Origin of the sequence: Hydrogenophaga sp. (assembly GCF_028698005.1) — a bacterium.
Taxonomy (GTDB): Bacteria; Pseudomonadota; Gammaproteobacteria; order Burkholderiales; family Burkholderiaceae_C; genus Hydrogenophaga.
In genome coordinates this window covers 14,671-31,342 of sequence record NZ_JAQVEJ010000018.1, presented here as the reverse complement: position 1 = coordinate 31,342, position 16,672 = coordinate 14,671, and the positions used below count along the sequence as shown (strand labels likewise).

Below are 16,672 nucleotides of genomic sequence, written 5' to 3'. Positions count from 1 at the left end.
TGGAAGGAAAGGGATCAGAAAGCCAGGCGATATGACGCGGAAATCTGGAAGGCAGCGGTAAAAGCCTGCATTTAATGCGGAATGGATACGGTCTGACTCCCTGATAAGCCGGACATGGCCTATCGCCAATGAATACGACGCTGAATTGACCCAGCAGAACCCGCACAGCTCAGGCCACCAATGAAAATGCCTCGGCGGGGCTTCATGTTGGGTGCCTGACGGGGACCGGTGGTTGTAGAACGAGGTCCAGTCGTCGATCATGTGGGACTTTTTGTCTTGCGCTTGAGTCCGCTCCCGGTTGGAGCAGCCATCTGTTGCGCAGATCGGTAGGGTGGTCCCTGCGCTGGCAATATGGGCAGGGAGATCGGTGCCAGGTTGCGATCGCTATGTCGTCCGGTACACCCAGTCGTTGACGGGAAGGTCATTGGGAATGAAACCGTGTTCAAACAGGAAATGCTGAAAGAACGCCAAGGCATCGACCTGCTCCTGGATCAGGCCCAGGCTCAGGGTCGTGTGCAAATGGGGGCCATTGGATGCCAGCACGGCTTCTTCCGAGCACCCCATCTCACGCGCCACAAAGCGCAGCGTGTCTGAAGGATGCGCATGTGCCCATTGGTCGGCTCGATCAACCAGAGATACCAATTTCGTGACGAGATCGGGGCGCTCCTGTACCAGCGCGTCGTCGACGGTCAGGGGGCGCGGACAACCATTGTTGACGCGGATGATGGGGTCCGGGTGCTGTCCGGTCTGGACGACCACCTGGGCACCGATCAGGTTGGCGATGAGGATGCCTTCAGCACCTTTTACAAAAATGGCATCGACCTCGCCCCTGACCAGTGCCGCCAGCTCCTGAAAATAGGGCTGGCGCCGGCGCAGTCCGAACAAATCGGATTGCCTCGTATCCAGCAATGACGGCTCGTGGTTGGTGCAATCCACCAGTTCGACAGCATTCAGATCCAGTCCCGCCGTGGTCAAGGCAGACCAGATGCCCTTGAGCGCCGTGGCACCATGGAAGTCGATCTGATCACCGGGTTTCCTGGGTAGCGCGAGTCGGCGGCCGCGCAGCTCTTTGGCCTGGCCAAGGTGTGTGTTCCCGGTCGTGATGATGGCCTGAAACTCGTCCGTCCAGCTCAGTCCCAGCAACCGCGTTGGGGCACCCTGGGCGCGTGCCCAGAGGGCGGGAATATTCCCGCCCTGGCGCACGGACCAGGGGAGATGATGCGAGAAATGGCTGCCCCGCACGCTCTGCTGCGGACTGTCCAGCACCGATTGCACCGCTATTCCGTCTGCCTGAAAGGCCTCGTCCAGCCAGCCGAGCTGAACCGCCAGCCCCAGTGGTGACGGCACCGGACAGCGGGTGTACCACAATGTGTGTCCCGTCATAGTCCAGTCAGGCGGTGACGGCTTCGGCTTCCTGATCGAGCTCCGGAACTCGCGGAATGTGGAAGCCATGAGGTTCCACCCATTCACGAATTCGTTTCAGGGAGCCGCGCAAAATTTCGACTTCGTCTTCCGGGCGGCTTGCCCCCAGACCCCATTCTGCGGCGATTTCACGCACGCGCCCGGCGTGCGCCCGGTCCTGCTCTGGCAGATTGACGACCGTATACACACCGCGCAGCAGCACGTCCCTCAGCTTCTTGACGAACACCTGACCAATGACTTCTTTGTCCTCGGCGGAAATATCCTTGGCGTGGTAACGCAGCAGAATGCGGCCGAACTGCACATGGCGCGCTTCATCGCGATCGATGAGCTTGCAGACCTGCCGGATGGATTCGAACTTGGCATTGCGGGTCCGTGGGGTGAGCAGGTCACCGGACATGGATTCAAACAATGCATTGAGCGCCAGCCCGGCCAGGAAGGGCAATTTGCGCTCATGATTTTCATCATGAAAGGTAGGAATGATCTCCTGCATATAGCCCACACGCGGGCTGGTGTGGAACTTGTCCAGCGCCTCGGCAATGCGGAACGAGCCTTCGTGGTGGCGCAGTTCTTCGTTGATGAAGTTGGTGATCTGCCAATCCACCCGATGCCATCAGCACGCCAGCCAGCAAAAAGAAGGGAATGGCCAGCAACAGAAAGCGCCCGACCCCGGCAACGGCGTTTTGCACCATGGCCGGCTCCGGCAGGAGGCCGCCGGCAGGCACGGTCCATAGAAGACCGGCGATGAGCACATGCGGCAAGGGGGCGCCAATGACGATGCCGAAGGCTGTCACGACGGCAGCGACAGCGCTGGGAAGCCCCAGATCCCAGGGACCGAGCTGGTGCAACAAAGCGTACGTGGCGGCACCGAGCACCCAGCCCGACACCAGCTTGCTGGCATCACCCAGGGGCAGGCTGGCCGCACGCAGGGCGGCGGTGAGCAAAGTCAGGGCAGCGCCGAGGATCACGGGGCCGTAACGCCAGTTCTCCGGAACGCTGAGGATGTCGGACGTTCCTCCCAACATGGCCCAGACATCTGACGCGCCAAACAGGAACACGCACGCGGCCTGGATCACCACGGCTTCGACCAAGGCCTCCGCCAGCCATTGCCATTTGCCGCGCAAACGCGAACTGAGCAAATCCAGTCGCATCGCCAATGAGCCATGCGCCGCCAGCGGCAAACCCAGAAATACCAATGCCACGTACAGCCAAAGGGCCAATTCATCGGCGCCGGCCAGACCGTTGGTACCCAGGTAACGCGCGATCACGGCAGCCAGCACGACAGCCAGCAACAGCGCCAGCACGGCACCGACAGCAATGCCGACGAATTTCTCGATCAGCTGCAGCGCCGCTGCGGCATGGCGCTGCCAGGGCGCCTTGAACGACGGAATGTGAATCCCGCTGGCATTGGGGGACAGCTCGGAAATCGTCATCAGCGCAAGGGAGAAAAGCTGGTGGGACGCAGAAGCCGGCTGCGCATGGACTGCACATAAGGAGAGGTCTTGGCGCGAAATGCCCACCACTTGGGGTCTGCCTCCAGGGCGCTGCGGCGTCGCTCCCGGTCAGCCAGATCCTCGTACAGCCACATGTGCACTACCTCGTTGACGGTGCCCGTGTCGGTGGTGAACCAGCCCAGCAAGTTGCCCAGATGCTGGACTTGCAGCGCCATCCCCTCGCGTTCGTAGGTGTCCAGGTAGTCCCGGACATGTGCCGGGTGGATCGAATAGCTGCGCTCGTCAAGAATCAAGAATCACTCCAAAGGGACGACTGTCGGATGTCCTTCGATCAGGCATCGAAGGATGAGCGGCCCAATGTAGTGGCGGGGCTTTTGCCCAACAACGATCATTTTCGAGCTTGAATATGCGATTTCCGTATGTGTGGCGCGGCCCGACCGACCCGTCGGAATGGCCGGGCTTGGTGCCAAGCCGGCGAAGCCGCCCTCACCGAGTCAGGCCGCAGGTCTGCGGCGTGGCCCGGGCGAGAAACCAGCGTCCGAACCCATCATGGGTCGTCGGCTTCCATGCGCTCAAAGATCGACAACGACGACCTTGGCCTGCAACCTGGGACGTCACCGTTCAATCTGTCGCCGTTGCTCGTCGTGTCACCGCGCCATGCCCGGGGTGCGGCCGAGGGGGCGTTCCCTGACGTTCCTGGAAATCCCGCACGATTTCACGTCTAATCCGGTGTGGTGCAAGGGGTGGCAAGTTCGAATACCGCCACGCGACCACTCATACCGAGGACTACAGCGATGAAGGCCGTAGCCCTTTTGTTTTTCCTGATCCCGTCTTCTGGCGGGGACGCTGATTGAAACTGATAACGGGCCGGTGACCATGCTGCTTGATGTCCTTGAATCCCAACTCGTCCTGGTGGATTACCAGGAGAGGCTTATGCCGGCCATCCATGAAGCGGCTTTTGTGCAAGCCAATGCGCTGCGTCTGGCCAAGGCGGCGCGACTGCTGGAGGTGCCGGTCTGGGGTACCGAGCAGGTGCCGGAAAAACTGGGGCACAACCTGCCAGAGTTGCGGGCGTTGTGTCAGCGCACGCTGGCCAAGCACCACTTCGGCGCCGTGTCCGATGGCCTGGCCGGCTGGCTGCGCCCACCCGTGCGCCAGCCTTCGGGCAATGCACGCAGCCTGCCCAAACACCTGCAAAAAGCCCCGCAGCCGGCGGCACCTGAGCGGCCGAGCATCGTGGTGGCCGGGTGCGAGGCGCATGTCTGTCTGCTGCAGACCGCGCTGGAGCTGCTGGATGAGGAGTTCGACGTCTGGGTCGTGACCGATGCCTGCGGCTCGCGCACCGAGCGCAACCGTGACGCCGCCTTCGACCGCCTGGCGGGGGCAGGGGCCGAACTGGTGACGACCGAGATGGTGTTGTTCGAATGGATGCGCACGGCCCAGCATCCGGCGTTCCGAGACATCCAGGCGCTCATCAAATAAGCGTGGCCGACACGCCGGAGGGGCGTGGCCGGGGCCGTCTGTCAGACTGTCGAAAGTCTGGTCTCCATAATTATGAATTCATTTCAATGGCAGGGCTGCGTGCCCGGTCCACAGCCGGGTGACCCGAAGGAGATACAGATGAACATGCCCCAGAGCTATGCAGAATTTCACCGCCGTTCCATTGAGGACAGGGACGGTTTCTGGCGCGAACAGGCCGAATTGATCGATTGGCACCGTCCCTTTGATCAGGTCTGCGACTACAGCCAGCCCCCTTTCGCCCGCTGGTTCGTGGGTGGCCAGACCAACCTCTGCCACAACGCAGTCGACCGCCATCTGAAGGACCGCGCCGAGCAGAACGCGTTGATCTTCGTGTCCACCGAAACCGACACCGAGAAGGCCTACAGCTTCCGCGAACTGCATGCCGAGGTCAATCGCATGGCCGCCATCCTGCAGGGTCTGGGTGTGGGCAAGGGTGACCGGGTGCTGATCTACATGCCCATGATCGCCGAGGCCTGTTTCGCCATGCTGGCCTGCGTGCGCATCGGCGCCATCCATTCGGTGGTGTTTGGTGGTTTTGCCAGCCACGCGCTGGCCAGCCGCATCGATGACGCCAGCCCGGTGGCCATCGTCAGTGCCGACGCCGGCATGCGTGGTGGCAAGGTCGTGCCTTACAAGCACCTGCTCGACGAGGCCATCAACCTGGCGGAGCACAAGCCGGCCAAGGTGCTGATGGTCAACCGCGGCCTGGCAGATCTGGCGCCCGTGGCCGGCCGCGACGTGGACTATGCGGCCGAACGCGCCAAGGTCATGGATGCTCAGGTGCCCTGCACCTGGGTGGACAGCACGCATCCGAGCTACATTCTTTACACCTCCGGGACCACCGGAAAGCCCAAGGGGGTGCAGCGCGATACCGCCGGCTATGCCGTGGCGCTGGCCGCGTCCATGAAGCACATCTACATGGGCGAGCCGGGTGAAACCTACTTCTCCACCTCCGACATTGGCTGGGTGGTCGGCCACAGCTACATCATCTACGGGCCTCTGATCAACGGTATGGCCACGATCATGTACGAGGGCCTGCCCATCCGTCCCGATGCCGGGATCTGGTGGAAACTGGTCGAGAAATACAAGGTCTCGGTCATGTTCTCGGCGCCGACGGCTGCGCGCGTGCTCAAGAAGCAGGATCCGGCCTACCTCACCAAGTACGACCTGTCCAGCCTCAAGGCCCTGTTCCTGGCGGGCGAACCGCTGGACGAGCCGACCGCGACCTGGATCTCCGATGCCATCGGCAAGCCCATCATCGACAACTACTGGCAGACTGAAACCGGCTGGCCCATCCTGGCCATCTGCAACGGTGTCGAAAAGGCGCCCACCAAGTTCGGTTCCCCCGGCAAGGCCGTCTACGGCTATGACGTGCGCCTGATCGACGAGACGAGCGGCGAGGAAATCACCGAGCCCGGCCACAAGGGCGTGATTGCCGTCAAAGGGCCGCTGCCACCGGGCTGCCTGCAGACCGTCTGGGGCGACGACGAGCGCTACGTCAAGACCTACTGGTCGAGCATTCCCGGCCAACTGGTGTACAGCACCTTTGACTGGGGCATCCGTGACGAAGACGGGTACTTTTTCATTCTGGGCCGTACCGACGACGTGATCAACGTGGCTGGCCACCGGCTGGGCACGCGCGAGATCGAAGAGAGCATCTCGAGCCATCCCGGCGTGGCCGAGGTGGCGGTGGTGGGTGTGGCCGACTCACTCAAGGGCCAGGTGGCGATCGCCTTTGTGGTGCTCAAGGATCCCGGGCAGGCCGCCACGCCTGCGGATGCCCTCCGGCTCGAGGGCGAGATCATGAAGCGGGTGGACGAGCAACTCGGGGCGGTCGCCCGCCCGGGGCGCGTGCGCTTTGTCTCGGTGCTGCCCAAGACCCGCTCGGGCAAGCTGCTGCGCCGCGCCATCCAGGCGGTGTGCGAGGGGCGTGACCCGGGCGACCTCACCACCATGGAAGACCCGACGGCGTTGGAGCAGGTCAAGAACCTGGCGTCGAACTGAAGCCGCCACCACCGCGCCCAAAATGCCGGGATACTTCCGGTGGCGTCGGTGGTGCGTTGTCAGTATGATCCATGCTTATATTGACAAGGATGGGCCAGGCATGGAACAGATGATCGAAACGGAATCGGGCGTTGAGAAGGTTCGTGTGTTCGAGATGGCGGCCGAATTGTTCGGTGTATTGGCCACGCCCATGCGGCTGCGCATCCTCAGTGCCCTGTGCGACAAGGAAAAGTCCGTTTCACAGTTGCTGCAGGAGATTGACACGACCCAGCCCAACCTGTCGCAGCACCTGAACCTGCTGTACCGGGCCGGGGTGTTGGCCAAGCGCAAGGAAGGGACCCAGGTGATCTACCGGGTGCAGAGCGAGAAGGCCGTGACGCTGTGCCGCACCGTCTGCACCCAGATCGCCATCGAGCTGGATGAACCCAGTTCGGTGCCCTTGTCCGAGCGCCTGTCGCCCCGCATTTCCTGAGCAGTTCGACCCGCATCTGCAAATCCTTGCCTACGGCGTGCCCATTGGTGGCACAATGGCGGGCTGCAGTCAGGTCCTTCCAGTCACTGTCGCATCCGCCAACCGGTTCAGCCGTGTCGCGGGAGGTTTTATTTACCAGCTAATGCTTCCTGCAGGGAAGCGGAGGTCAGCGGATCAATGAGCGAAGCACAATCAAGCTCGGGCGGCGTTTACGTTGCCTACAAGGGCAACTCCTATCTCTTCGGGGGCAACGCGCCCTATGTCGAGGAGATGTACGAGAAATACCTCGAAAACCCGGGCAGTGTCCCCGACAAGTGGCGCAGCTACTTCGATGCGCTCCAGCACGTGCCGGCCTCCGACGGCTCCGATGCGCGTGACGTCCCCCATCAGCCGGTCATCAACGCTTTCGCCGAGCGCGCCAAGCAGCGCGGCACGCAGGTTCTCGCTTTTGGTGCCGACTCCGACCTTGGCCGCCAGCGCACGGCGGTGCAGCAGCTGATTGCGGCCTATCGGAACGTGGGTTCCCGCTGGGCCGACCTAGACCCCCTCAAGCGCACCGAACGCCCCGCCATTCCCGAACTGGAACCGTCGTTCTACGGCTTCAGCGATGCGGACATGGAAACGGTGTTCAACACCAGCAACACCTTCTTCGGCAAGGAGGTGATGAGCCTGCGCGACCTGCTCAATGCACTGCGCGAGACGTACTGCACCAATATCGGTGCCGAGTACATGTTCATCACCGATCAGAGCGAGAAGCGCTGGTGGCAGGAAAAACTCGAGTCCATCCGCACCAAGCCCGTGTTTGATGCGGAGAAGAAAAAGCACATCCTGGAGCGGCTGACCGCCGCCGAGGGCCTGGAGCGTTTTCTGCACACCAAATATGTGGGCCAGAAGCGCTTCTCGCTCGAAGGCGGCGAGAGCTTCATTGCCGCCATGGACGAGCTGATCCAGCAGGCCGGTGCGCAGGGCGTGCAGGAAATCGTGATTGGCATGGCCCACCGCGGGCGCCTGAACGTGCTGGTCAACACCCTGGGCAAAATGCCCAAGGACCTGTTCGCCGAGTTCGACCATACCGCCCCCGAAGACCTGCCCTCCGGTGACGTCAAGTACCACCAGGGCTTCAGTTCGGACGTGACCACGCCCGGTGGTCCGGTTCACCTGTCGCTGGCTTTCAACCCTTCGCACCTCGAGATCGTCAACCCGGTGGTGGAAGGCTCGGCGCGGGCCCGCATGGACCGCCGCGGCGACCCCCTGGGCAAGCAGGTGCTGCCCGTGCTGGTGCATGGCGACGCCGCTTTTGCCGGTCAGGGCGTCAACCAGGAGACCCTGGCCCTGGCCCATACCCGTGGCTACACCACGGGCGGCACGGTGCATCTGATCATCAACAACCAGATCGGCTTCACCACCTCCGACCCGCGCGACCTGCGCTCCACGCTGTACTGCACGGATATCGTCAAGGGCGTCGAGTCGCCGGTGCTGCACGTCAACGGTGATGACCCCGAGGCCGTGGTGCTGGCCACCCAGCTCGCGCTGGAATACCGCATGACCTTCCGCAAGGACGTGGTCGTGGACATCGTCTGCTTCCGCAAGCTGGGCCACAACGAGCAGGACACGCCTGCGCTGACCCAGCCGCTGATGTACAAGAAAATTGCCAAGCATCCGGGCACGCGCAAGCTCTATGCCGACAAGCTCGCAGCCCAGGGGCTGGGCGATACGCTGGGCGATGACATGGTCAAGGCCTACCGCGCGGCGCTGGATGCCGGCAAGCACACGGTGGATCCGGTGCTGACCAATTTCAAGAGCAAATACGCGGTGGACTGGTCGCCCTACCTGGGCAAGAAGTGGACCGATGCGGGCGACACGGCCATTCCGCTGGCCGAGTGGAAGCGTCTGGCCGAAAAGATCACGGTGGTGCCCAGCACGGTGAACGTGCATCCGCTGGTCAAGAAGGTGCTGGACGACCGTGCCGCCATGGGGCGCGGCGAGGTCAACGTCGACTGGGGGATGGGCGAGCACATGGCCTTCGCCTCACTGGTGGCCAGTGGCTACCCGGTGCGCCTGTCCGGCGAGGACAGTGGCCGTGGCACCTTCACCCACCGGCACGCCGTCATCCACGACCAGAACCGCGAGCGGTGGGACGAGGGCTTCTATGTGCCGCTGCAGAACGTTGCCGAAAACCAGGCGCCGTTCGTGGTGATCGACTCCATCCTGTCCGAAGAGGCCGTGCTGGCGTTCGAATACGGCTATGCCTCGAACGACCCGAACACCCTGGTGATCTGGGAAGCCCAGTTCGGCGACTTCGCCAACGGTGCCCAGGTGGTGATCGACCAGTTCATCGCTTCGGGCGAGGTCAAGTGGGGCCGCGTCAACGGTCTCACACTGATGCTGCCGCACGGCTACGAAGGCCAGGGCCCCGAGCACAGCTCGGCACGCCTGGAGCGCTTCATGCAACTGGCTGCCGAGGCCAACATGCAGATTTGCCAGCCGACCACGGCCAGCCAGATCTTCCACCTGCTGCGCCGGCAGATGATCCGCCAGTTGCGCAAGCCGCTGGTCATCATGACGCCCAAGTCGCTGCTGCGCAACAAGGATGCCACGTCCCCGGTGTCCGAGTTCATCAAGGGCAGCTTCCAGACCGTGATTCCCGAGCAAAAGGAATCGGTCGCCAAGAAGGCCGACAAGGTCAAGCGCGTCATCTGCTGCTCGGGCAAGGTCTACTACGACCTGGTCAAGAAGCGCGAAGAGAAGGAAGCCGACGACGTGGCCATCATCCGCGTCGAGCAGCTCTATCCCTTCCCGCACAAGGTGTTCGGCGCCGAGCTGAAGAAGTACCCCAACGCGACCGAGATCGTGTGGTGCCAGGACGAGCCCCAGAACCAGGGTGCCTGGTTCTTCGTGCAACACCAGATCCACGAGAACATGCTCGAAGGTCAGCGGCTGGGCTACGCGGGTCGCGCCGCCTCCGCATCGCCCGCCGTGGGTTACGCCCACCTGCACCAGGAACAGCAGAAGGCCCTCATCGAGGCCGCCTTCGGCAAGCTCAAGGGCTTCATCCTCACCAAGTAACCCCGCAGGCGCCAACCGCCCGCACGCCCCGGCCTGGCGCCGGGGCCTTGTTGGGCCCGCCGCACGAACACCCACAGGTAAACGCATATGGCAATCGTAGAAGTCAAGGTACCGCAGCTGTCCGAATCCGTGGCCGAGGCCACCCTGCTGCAATGGAAGAAGAAGGTCGGTGAGGCCGTCGCCGTCGATGAAATCCTGATCGAGATCGAAACCGACAAGGTCGTGCTCGAATGCCCGGCGCCCTCAGCCGGCGTGCTGGTCGAGATTGTTCAGGGTGATGGCGCCACCGTCGCCGCCGACCAGGTCATCGCCAAGATCGACACCGAAGCCGTGGCCGGGGCTTCAGCTCCCGCCGCCGCGCCGGCTCCGGCTGCCGCGCCCGCCGCTGCGCCGGCACCTGCCGCCGCTGCCGCTTCCGACAGCAAGGCCGGTGTGGCCATGCCTGCCGCCGCCAAGCTGATGGCCGACCAGGGCATGGCCCCGGGTTCCGTCGCCGGTACGGGCCGTGACGGCCGCGTCACCAAGGGCGATGTGCTGGCTGCCGCCGCCGCGCCCAAGGCCGCTGCTGCGGCCGTGGCCATCCCCACCGGGGCGCCCACCAAGGTGCTGCCGCAAGTGCCCACGGCCACGCCCGACCTGGGCGACCGCCCGGAAGAGCGCGTGCCCATGACCCGCCTGCGCGCGCGCATCGCCGAGCGCCTGCTGCAGTCGCAGGCCACCAACGCGATCCTGACCACCTTCAACGAAGTGAACATGGCCCCGGTCATGGAGCTGCGCAAGAAGTTCCAGGATGCGTTCACCAAGGAGCACGGCACCAAGCTGGGCTTCATGAGCTTCTTCGTCAAGGCCGCCGTGCACGCGCTCAAGAAGTACCCGGTGCTCAACGCCTCGGTGGACGGCAATGACATCGTCTACCACGGCTACTTCGACATCGGCATTGCCGTCGGCTCGCCGCGCGGCCTGGTGGTGCCCATCCTGCGCAATGCCGACCAGATGAGCTTTGCCGACATCGAGAAGAAGATCGCCGAATTCGGCAAGAAGGCACAGGAAGGCAAGCTGGGCATCGAGGAAATGTCCGGCGGTACCTTCACCATCTCCAACGGTGGCACCTTCGGCTCGATGCTCTCGACCCCGATCATCAACCCGCCGCAGTCGGCCATCCTGGGCGTGCATGCCACCAAGGACCGTGCTGTGGTCGAGAACGGCCAGATCGTGGTGCGCCCGATGAACTACCTGGCGATGAGCTATGACCACCGCATCATCGACGGCCGCGAAGCCGTGCTGGGCCTGGTGGCCATGAAGGACGCGCTGGAAGACCCGTCGCGCCTGCTGTTCGACCTCTGATCAGCGACCCATCATGCACAACGCCCCTTCGGGGGCGTTTGTCCAACCCCACAGGAATAGAACATGTCCCAAGCATTTGACGTCGTCGTGATCGGTGCCGGCCCCGGCGGCTACATTGCGGCCATCCGTGCGGCCCAGCTCGGCTTCAAGGTGGCCTGCATCGACGAATGGAAGAACGCCGCCGGCGGCCCGGCCCCGGGTGGCACCTGCACCAACGTCGGCTGCATCCCCTCCAAGGCGCTGCTGCAGTCGTCCGAGCACTACGAGCACGCGCTGCACCATTTCGCCGACCATGGCATCAGCACCGGCACGGTGAAGATGGATGTGGCCAAGATGGTTGGCCGCAAGGACGGCGTCGTGAAGCAGAACAACGACGGCATCCTGTACCTGTTCAAGAAAAACAAGGTCACTTTCTTCCACGGCCGTGGCTCTTTCGCCAAGGCTGTGGATGGCGGCTACGAGATCAAGGTGACCGGCGCCAAGGAAGAGATCATCAGCGGCAAGCAGGTGATCGTGGCCACGGGTTCCAACCCGCGTGCCCTGCCGGGCGTGGCCTTCGACGAGGAACAGATCCTCTCCAACGACGGTGCGCTGCGCATCGGCGCCGTGCCCAAGAAGCTGGGCGTGATCGGCTCCGGTGTGATCGGCCTGGAAATGGGCTCGGTCTGGCGCCGTCTGGGTGCCGACGTCACCATCCTCGAAGGTCTGCCCACGTTCTTGGGCGCCGCCGACGAGAGCGTGGCCAAGGAAGCGGCCAAGGTCTTCGCCAAGCAGGGCCTGAAGATCGAGCTGGGCGCCAAGGTCGGCGAGGTCAAGACCGGCAAGAAGGGCGTCACGGTGGCCTACACCAATGCCAAGGGCGAAGCCCAGGAGCTGGCGGTGGACAAGCTCATCGTGTCCATCGGCCGCGTGGCCAACACCAACGGCCTGAACCCCGAGGCCGTGGGCCTGCAGCTGGACGAGCGTGGCGCGATCGTGGTCGACGCCGAGTGCCGCACCAACCTGCCCGGCGTCTGGGCGGTCGGTGACGTGGTGCGCGGCCCCATGCTGGCGCACAAGGCCGAAGAAGAAGGCGTGGCCGTGGCCGAGCGTATCGCGGGCCAGCACGGTCATGTCAACTTCGACACCATCCCCTACGTCATCTACACCAGCCCCGAGATCGCCTGGGTCGGCAAGACCGAACAGCAGCTCAAGGCCGAAGGTGCCGCCTACAAGGCAGGCCAGTTCCCGTTCCTGGCCAATGGCCGTGCGCGCGCGCTGGGTGACACGACGGGCTTCGTCAAGATCCTGGCCGACGCCAAGACCGACGAGATCCTGGGCGTGCACATCATCGGCCCGATGGCTTCGGAGCTGATTGCCGAAGCCGTGATGGCGATGGAGTTCAAGGCCAGCAGCGAAGATATTGCCCGCATCTGCCACGCGCATCCGTCCTTGAGCGAAAGCACCAAGGAAGCCGCGTTGGCGGTGGACAAGCGCACGCTGAACTTCTGATCGCCAGGTCCGCGCCACGCATGTCCGTCAAGGCGACCTACGAAGCCGCGCTCGCCGAGCGCGGCTTTTCTTCTGATCCGGCGCAGTTGCGTGCCATCGAGGCACTGGAGCGCTGTGCGGCCGAGTGGGGTTCCTACAAGCAGCGCCGCTCCAATGCACTGAAGAAGCTCTTCATCAAGCCGGCGATCCCGCGCGGCGTCTACATGTATGGCGGGGTGGGGCGGGGCAAGTCCTTCCTGATGGACTGCTTCTACAACGCGGTGCCGATCAAACGCAAGACGCGTCTGCATTTTCACGAGTTCATGCGCGAGGTGCACCGTGAGTTGCGCGAGTTGCAGGGCACGGTGAACCCGCTGGACGAGCTGGGCGCGCGCATCGCGAAGCGCTACAAGCTGATCTGCTTCGACGAATTCCACGTGGCGGACGTGACCGATGCCATGATCCTGCATCGCCTGCTGGAGGCCCTGTTCAAGGCTGGCGTGGGCTTTGTCACCACGTCCAATTTCCATCCCGACGGCCTCTATCCGGACGGCCTGCACCGGGACCGCATCCTGCCGGCCATCGAACTGCTCAAGCAGCGGCTGGAGGTCATCAACGTCGACAACGGCACCGACTACCGCCAGCGCACGCTCACGCACATCCAGCTCTATCACTGCCCGCTGGGTGATGCAGCCGATGCCGCGATGGCCCAGGCCTTCGATCAGTTGGCCGAAGCGGCCGACGAAAGCCCGGTGATGCACATTGAATCGCGCGAAATCCGGGCATTGCGCCGCGCCGGCGGTGTGATCTGGTTCGACTTCCGCACCCTGTGCGGTGGCCCGCGCTCGCAGAACGATTACCTGGAGATCGCCAGCCAGTTTCACACGCTGCTGCTGTCGAACGTGCCGCAGATGGCGGTGCGCCAGGCCTCGGAGGCGCGGCGTTTCACCTGGCTGGTTGACGTGCTCTACGACCGGCGCGTCAAGCTCATCATGTCGGCAGCGGTACCGCCCGCACAGCTGTACCTTGACGGCCCGATGGCCCACGAGTTTCCGCGCACGGTGTCGCGCCTGGGCGAGATGCAGTCGGCAGAGTACCTGGCGCTGGAACACCGGACCGTCGATACGGGATTGACTTGATGGCCTGAAGTGATGGCCCGTGAGGGGGCGGCCGCGGCAGCGGCACCGGGATGCTACCCCAAGGGGTCCAGCTTGACGATGACCAGTGAAAGGTTGTCGCCCATGCCTTTGGCACGTGTGCGGGCCTTCTGGATCAGGAACTCGCAGGCTTCGCGCGGGGTGAGCATGGCGATGGTGCTGGCCAACTCGTCGGGCGTGAAGTAGTGCCAGACACCATCGCTGCAGGCCATCAGGGCGTCACCCGTGGACAGCCTGGGCACCACATGCAGGTCCACCGGCGGTTCGCTGTCGGTCCCCAGGCAACCCATCAGGATGTTCGAGTGGGGGTGGTCCAGTGCTTCCTGCTCGGTGATCTCGCCCTGGTTGACCAGGGTCTGCACGTACGAGTGGTCCATGGTGCGGGTTACCAGGCGACCATGGCGGAAATGGTAGATGCGCGAGTCGCCCGCGTGTACCCAGTGGCACTCGCCCGACGGGTTGATGAGAAAGGCGGCGATGGTGCTGTGCGGCTCCTGCTCGGCAGACACGGCCGTGAGTTTGATGACGAGGTGCGACTCTTCGACGATTTGCCTGAGCAAGGCCGAGGGGTCGTCCGTTTCCGGATCAAAACGCTCGAACAACTGGCGTGCCGTGAGCATGACCTGGTCAGATGCCTTGCGCCCGCCACTGCGCCCGCCCATGCCATCGGCGACCACCGCCAGCAGGCAGCCGGCATGCTGTGCATGGTGCAGCAGGCACACCTGATCCTGCTGATAGTCGCGGTCACCCCGATGGATGCCGGTCGAGGCCTGGATGCGGAAGCCTTTGCTGCTGTTCATGGGATGGGCGTATTCACCAGAGCTTCCACCAGGGATCATCGCGGCGCCTGAAGGCTTGCTCGCTACCCGGGTAGCTCGATGCCATGACGCGGCGTGCGTCGTCGCGCAGTTGCGTCATGCCCAGCGCATCGTACGAGTGGATCAGGATGTACAGCGCCTCTTCAAGCGCCGGCGCATCGCTGTACTCGGCCAGTGCCGCCTGGGCACGGTTGATGGCCGCCACATAGGCACCGCGGCTGTAGTAGTAGCGGGCGACGTGAACCTCGTACTGCGCCAGCGAGTTGATGATGTAGGTCATGCGCGCCCGCGAATCGGCCGCGTAGCGTGAGTTCGGAAAGCGCTCGACCAGTTCGCGGAACGACTCGAAGGACTCCTTGGCCGCTTTCTGGTCACGCTCGGACAGATCCTGGCGCGAGAGATTGCCCAGGAAGCCGAGGTTGTCGTTGAAGTTGATGAGGCCCTTGAGGTACAGGGCATAGTCCATGGCCGGGCTGGCCGGATGGAGCTTCATGAAGCGGTCGATGGTGGCCAGGGCCTGGGCCTGCTCGCCCGCTTTGTAGTGGGTGAAGGCCTTGTCCAGTTGTGCTTGCTGGGCCAACGGCGTGCCGGCAGCGCGGCCTTCGAGCTTTTCGTACAGGTCGACGGCCTTGTCGAAGTTGCCCGAGCGGCGCTCGTCCTGCGCTTCGCTGTAAATCTTGTTCGGGCTCCAGCCGGCAGTCTCATCCCGGGACGTGCTGCTGCAGCCTTGCAGCACGATGGCGCCCGCCAAGGCGAGCGGCACCAATGATAATCTGGACGAACGCATCACTCGCACACCTTTGCAATGGGGATAACAGGTCTTGCCATCTGAAATTATATCGACGGGTGCCGTACCTGCCTTGCCGGAAGGCGACGAGGCCGAACTGGCGGACCAACCGGCGCCGGAAATCGAGTGTCGCCTATGCACGGTCCCGCCAGCGCTGCACAGCCAGCGCTTGGACAAGGTGCTGGCCGTGCTGGTTCCCGAGTTCTCCCGCACCTATCTGCAACAGCTGATTGCCGATGGGGCGGTGCGACGCCTGGCGGGTACCGCGGTCAAGCCGGCGGCACGTCTGGCGGCAGGCGAGCAACTCGAGATCGAACTGCGGCCCACCCAGCAGGCGATGGCCTTCGTGGCGCAGCCGATGGCGCTGGACATCGCCCATGAAGACGAACATCTGCTGGTGATCCGCAAGCCCGCCGGGTTGGTGGTGCATCCGGCCGCTGGCCACTGGAGCGGCACGCTGCTCAATGGCCTGCTGGCCCACCACGCCGGAGCAGCCCGGTTGCCTCGCGCCGGCATCGTGCACCGGCTCGACAAGGACACCTCGGGCCTCATGCTGGTGGGCAAGACCCGGCAGGCGGTCGACGCGCTGGTCCGCATGATCGCCGCCCGCGAGGTCCGGCGCCAGTACGTCGCGCTGGCACATGGCCTGTGGCGATGCGCCGGCGAACTGGAGGTGGATCGCCCCATTGGCCGCGATCCGCGCAACCGCCTGCGCATGGCGGTGGTCGCGGGAGGCAAGCCGGCACGGACGACCATCACGCGCCTGGATGGCAACGGCGAGGCCACCCTGGTGGCATGCCGGCTGCACACCGGGCGCACGCACCAGATCCGGGTGCATCTGTCGGTACTGGGTCATCCGCTGGTGGCCGATGTGCTGTATGGCGGCAAACCGGCATGGGGACTGGCGCGGCAGGCGCTGCATGCGATCCGGCTCGATCTCCGGCATCCGGTGACGGACCAGCCCTTGTCCTTTGAATGGGGCGTACCGCCCGATCTGTCCGATGCCATCGCCGCGGCGGGCCTCCGGTACAATGGGCTGCACCCGGCCTGACACCTGTGTCCGGCCTGCCACCATTCGCCTGGCAGGTGGCCGCATCGCATGGCGTGTCTGTCCGCGCACGCCGTGTTCCCTGATAGTCTTCCGGACTCCCGCAAGCCGG

The 16,672-nt window shown here is 63.9% G+C and carries 15 protein-coding genes; 8 read left to right on the top strand and 7 right to left on the bottom strand.

Annotated elements, in window-relative coordinates; translation table 11 throughout:
* The 5 genes from PHQ87_RS03550 to PHQ87_RS03530 form a co-directional block, all read right to left on the bottom strand.
* Positions 1–261, bottom strand: a 261-nt coding sequence (locus PHQ87_RS03550) for a hypothetical protein (RefSeq protein ID WP_300231303.1), incomplete at its 3' end; no start/stop codon positions are given.
* Between the two features lie 123 nt (positions 262–384).
* A complete protein-coding gene (locus tag PHQ87_RS03545) occupies positions 385–1,347 on the bottom strand; it encodes an ABC transporter substrate-binding protein (RefSeq protein WP_300231301.1) in 963 nt (320 codons plus the stop codon).
* A 43-nt stretch (positions 1,348–1,390) separates the two neighbouring features.
* Positions 1,391–1,912, bottom strand: a complete 522-nt coding sequence (locus PHQ87_RS03540; protein WP_300231298.1) for a hypothetical protein — start codon at positions 1,910–1,912, stop codon at positions 1,391–1,393.
* The gene (locus tag PHQ87_RS03535; protein ID WP_300231296.1) at positions 1,884–2,852 is read right to left on the bottom strand and encodes a TRAP transporter small permease subunit; all 969 of its coding nucleotides are present in this window, start codon (positions 2,850–2,852) and stop codon (positions 1,884–1,886) included. Before PHQ87_RS03535 ends, PHQ87_RS03540 begins: the two co-directional genes overlap by 29 nt.
* Entirely contained in the window at positions 2,852–3,166 is a 315-nt protein-coding gene (locus PHQ87_RS03530) for an NIPSNAP family protein (RefSeq protein ID WP_300231293.1), read from the bottom strand. The genes PHQ87_RS03535 and PHQ87_RS03530 overlap by 1 nt, the downstream gene beginning before the upstream one ends.
* A gap of 583 nt (positions 3,167–3,749) precedes the next feature.
* On the opposite strand from PHQ87_RS03530, the gene PHQ87_RS03525 reads away from it, so the two are divergent.
* From PHQ87_RS03525 to zapE, 7 genes are all read left to right on the top strand, one after another.
* Positions 3,750–4,355 (top strand): isochorismatase family protein, encoded by a 606-nt coding sequence (locus tag PHQ87_RS03525; RefSeq protein WP_300231318.1) that lies wholly within the window; start codon positions 3,750–3,752, stop codon positions 4,353–4,355.
* Between the two features lie 144 nt (positions 4,356–4,499).
* Positions 4,500–6,398, top strand: coding sequence for a propionate--CoA ligase (locus PHQ87_RS03520; RefSeq protein WP_300231314.1), 1,899 nt, complete (start codon positions 4,500–4,502; stop codon positions 6,396–6,398).
* A 100-nt stretch (positions 6,399–6,498) separates the two neighbouring features.
* Positions 6,499–6,870, top strand: coding sequence for a metalloregulator ArsR/SmtB family transcription factor (locus PHQ87_RS03515; RefSeq protein WP_300231291.1), 372 nt, complete (start codon positions 6,499–6,501; stop codon positions 6,868–6,870).
* A gap of 177 nt (positions 6,871–7,047) precedes the next feature.
* Positions 7,048–9,936 (top strand): 2-oxoglutarate dehydrogenase E1 component, encoded by a 2,889-nt coding sequence (locus PHQ87_RS03510; RefSeq protein ID WP_300231289.1) that lies wholly within the window; start codon positions 7,048–7,050, stop codon positions 9,934–9,936.
* 87 nt (positions 9,937–10,023) lie between these two features.
* Positions 10,024–11,280, top strand: coding sequence for a 2-oxoglutarate dehydrogenase complex dihydrolipoyllysine-residue succinyltransferase (gene odhB / locus PHQ87_RS03505; protein WP_300231287.1), 1,257 nt, complete (start codon positions 10,024–10,026; stop codon positions 11,278–11,280).
* A 63-nt stretch (positions 11,281–11,343) separates the two neighbouring features.
* Positions 11,344–12,771, top strand: a complete 1,428-nt coding sequence (lpdA, locus tag PHQ87_RS03500; protein ID WP_300231284.1) for a dihydrolipoyl dehydrogenase — start codon at positions 11,344–11,346, stop codon at positions 12,769–12,771.
* Between the two features lie 20 nt (positions 12,772–12,791).
* Positions 12,792–13,889: a cell division protein ZapE gene (gene zapE, locus PHQ87_RS03495; RefSeq protein ID WP_300231282.1), complete on the top strand. Its 1,098-nt coding sequence runs from the start codon at positions 12,792–12,794 to the stop codon at positions 13,887–13,889.
* 53 nt (positions 13,890–13,942) lie between these two features.
* Here the strand turns inward: zapE and PHQ87_RS03490 are convergent, their stop codons facing one another.
* Complete coding sequence (locus tag PHQ87_RS03490) at positions 13,943–14,707, bottom strand: protein phosphatase 2C domain-containing protein (protein WP_300231279.1); 765 nt, start codon at positions 14,705–14,707, stop codon at positions 13,943–13,945.
* Positions 14,708–14,720: 13 nt separating this feature from the next.
* Positions 14,721–15,512 carry an outer membrane protein assembly factor BamD gene (locus tag PHQ87_RS03485; RefSeq protein ID WP_300231276.1) on the bottom strand — a complete coding sequence of 264 codons (792 nt, stop codon included), beginning with the start codon at positions 15,510–15,512 and terminating at the stop codon, positions 14,721–14,723.
* Positions 15,513–15,609: 97 nt separating this feature from the next.
* Here PHQ87_RS03485 and PHQ87_RS03480 point away from each other — a divergent pair, with 97 nt between their 5' ends.
* A complete protein-coding gene (locus PHQ87_RS03480) occupies positions 15,610–16,563 on the top strand; it encodes an RluA family pseudouridine synthase (RefSeq protein WP_300231311.1) in 954 nt (317 codons plus the stop codon).
* The last annotated feature ends 109 nt before the right edge of the window (positions 16,564–16,672 follow it).

Coding starts and splice junctions, on each gene's coding strand:
- PHQ87_RS03525 (WP_300231318.1), top strand. CDS start 3,750: ATGCTGCTTGATGTCCTTGAATCCCAACTCGTCCTGGTGGATTACCAG.
- PHQ87_RS03540 (WP_300231298.1), bottom strand. CDS start 1,912: ATGCAGGAGATCATTCCTACCTTTCATGATGAAAATCATGAGCGCAAA.
- PHQ87_RS03510 (WP_300231289.1), top strand. CDS start 7,048: ATGAGCGAAGCACAATCAAGCTCGGGCGGCGTTTACGTTGCCTACAAG.
- lpdA (WP_300231284.1), top strand. CDS start 11,344: ATGTCCCAAGCATTTGACGTCGTCGTGATCGGTGCCGGCCCCGGCGGC.
- PHQ87_RS03535 (WP_300231296.1), bottom strand. CDS start 2,852: ATGACGATTTCCGAGCTGTCCCCCAATGCCAGCGGGATTCACATTCCG.
- PHQ87_RS03520 (WP_300231314.1), top strand. CDS start 4,500: ATGCCCCAGAGCTATGCAGAATTTCACCGCCGTTCCATTGAGGACAGG.
- PHQ87_RS03515 (WP_300231291.1), top strand. CDS start 6,499: ATGGAACAGATGATCGAAACGGAATCGGGCGTTGAGAAGGTTCGTGTG.
- PHQ87_RS03490 (WP_300231279.1), bottom strand. CDS start 14,707: ATGAACAGCAGCAAAGGCTTCCGCATCCAGGCCTCGACCGGCATCCAT.
- zapE (WP_300231282.1), top strand. CDS start 12,792: ATGTCCGTCAAGGCGACCTACGAAGCCGCGCTCGCCGAGCGCGGCTTT.
- odhB (WP_300231287.1), top strand. CDS start 10,024: ATGGCAATCGTAGAAGTCAAGGTACCGCAGCTGTCCGAATCCGTGGCC.
- PHQ87_RS03485 (WP_300231276.1), bottom strand. CDS start 15,512: ATGCGTTCGTCCAGATTATCATTGGTGCCGCTCGCCTTGGCGGGCGCC.